At 55.6% G+C, this 1422-nt stretch carries 1 protein-coding gene; it reads right to left on the reverse strand.

The genetic code is table 11. The annotated features are described in order from the left end of the window. Nucleotides 1–300: 300 nt before the first annotated feature. The gene (locus tag RMSM_RS09010) at nt 301–1350 is read right to left on the reverse strand and encodes a beta/alpha barrel domain-containing protein (RefSeq protein WP_008694434.1); all 1050 of its coding nucleotides are present in this window, start codon (nt 1348–1350) and stop codon (nt 301–303) included. Nucleotides 1351–1422 lie beyond the last annotated feature (72 nt).

The raw sequence follows: 1422 nt of genomic DNA on the forward strand, positions 1-1422 counted from the left end.
AGAAAAAATCAAGGTTGAGACGACATCGCTGAACTTGAACTACGACAACCGTTACTTAGAGAACCCACCGCCGGGATTCGATGCCGAGGCAGTGAGCATGAAAGTCGTCCCCGGGACTTGGCAGCGGCAGGTCAATTAAGCAGGGAGGAAGGAATCATCGGGTAGAATTCCGTTAGCCGTTTGGGCGCTAGCCCCGGTTGAATGTTGGAACCGGGGCTAGCGCCAAAGCGGCCAAGATACTGAAAGACTCCTGCCTAGCTGCTTAACAGGGCGCTCAAGAGTACAAGTAACTCGAGTCTGCTATAGCGAGGGGTGCCCCCAGCGGTCGCCGTGAATCGCGTTCGTCTCGTGCACCATCTCGTGCATTTCGCGTCGCTTCGACAGCGTTTCGATATACTTTTGACGCTGTTCAAAACAGCTAAACTCGATCGGGCGTTTGGTTTCTAGTTCTTGGATCGTCGTCAAATGATGTTTGTCCATGAACATCCGCAAACCATCGACCAGCGTGCGTACCACGCCGGGGCCTTCGCGGTACACCGCCGACGTCACCATGGCGACGTCGGCGCCGGCCAACAGCACTCGAAGCACGTCGCTTGGTGTGCCAATCCCTCCACATGCGGCAAGCGGCATGGCAGGGCAATAACTGTGAATTCGCATGATTTTTCCAAGCGACTCGACGATCGATCCCGCGTGGGTTAATGCCCAGTTTGTTTTCAACTGGAAACTGTCAAGACAGATGTCCACGTCGGGGGCCCGTCCGAACAAGATCAAACCTTGAGCCCCCGATAACAGGCGATGCGCCAGATGGCTGGGGCTGGTGTAGTAGCGATCCATTTTCAGGAATAGCGGAATCGTGATGGCCGCATCAATTTGTGTGACCAATTCGATCAGTGCATCTTCGACTTCCCGCGGCCCCGCGTATTCACTCGGTGGCGGATGATGCACATTCAATTCGATTGCCGCAGCGCCGGCGGCTTGAAGTTCCCCGGCAAAGTCCAACCAATGCCCGCCGTATTCTCCATTCAAACTGGCGATGATGGGTACCGATGAACGAGAGCTTGCACGTTGAACTAGCGACAAGTAGGCGTCGGCACTTTGACAACACCAATTCACCGGCTCCCTTTGACGATGTGCCAGCGATCGGGGGGCGGCTTCGCGAACCTCCTGTCCCCTCCGCTGATTCCACTGCAGGACCTGTTCCTGAAACAGCGAGGGGAGAACGATGGCTCCCGCACCGGCTGCGGCAATCGCAGCATGGCTTTGTTCTTCCGCAGTTAAGGGGCAGGCGCCAACGACGATGGGGGAATTGAGCTTCAAGCCGCCAAAGTGTGTGGTCAGGTCAATGCTCATTGGCAACCCTTCGTATCTTAGAAGTCAAGAACTCGCAAACGCCCACATGATGATTACGAGTTTCTCGTCTTT

Origin of the sequence: Rhodopirellula maiorica SM1, assembly GCF_000346295.1 — a bacterium.
GTDB lineage: Bacteria > Planctomycetota > Planctomycetia > Pirellulales > Pirellulaceae > Novipirellula > Novipirellula maiorica.

Bases quoted from the DNA above. Each gene is read 5' to 3' on its own strand.
- RMSM_RS09010 (WP_008694434.1), bottom strand. From the start codon at position 1,350: ATGAGCATTGACCTGACCACACACTTTGGCGGCTTGAAGCTCAATTCC.